This window comes from Pseudoalteromonas sp. SIMBA_162, assembly GCF_046535955.1.
Classification (GTDB): domain Bacteria; phylum Pseudomonadota; class Gammaproteobacteria; order Enterobacterales; family Alteromonadaceae; genus Pseudoalteromonas; species Pseudoalteromonas marina.
Window position 1 is genome coordinate 1 of sequence record NZ_JAWJBQ010001313.1, and the last position, 232, is coordinate 232.

Here is a 232-nt window from a genome sequence, read left to right on the forward strand (position 1 = left end):
CGAGCGCCTCGACTTCCGCCAGCCGGCTCGCGAGTTGCCCCAGGCCGCGCACCGTATTGTTGAAGACCTTCACGTCGTGCTCGGCGAGCATCTCGAAGCAGTTCAGCTTGCGGACGGCGTCCTGGTAGTCGTCGAGGATGGCAATTTTCATGTTCAGCAGGGAAGTCGCGCGTTGAAAGCAGCGGCCGCGGCGCGCGGGGCGCGCCCGTGCCGCCCGGCCGGGGCCGACATG

1 protein-coding gene is annotated in these 232 nt (G+C 68.1%); it reads right to left on the minus strand.

Translation table 11 applies throughout. The features are described 5' to 3' along the window. Nucleotides 1-232, minus strand: a 232-nt coding sequence (locus tag R0J88_RS23895; RefSeq protein ID WP_410901443.1) for a hypothetical protein, incomplete at both ends; no start/stop codon positions are given.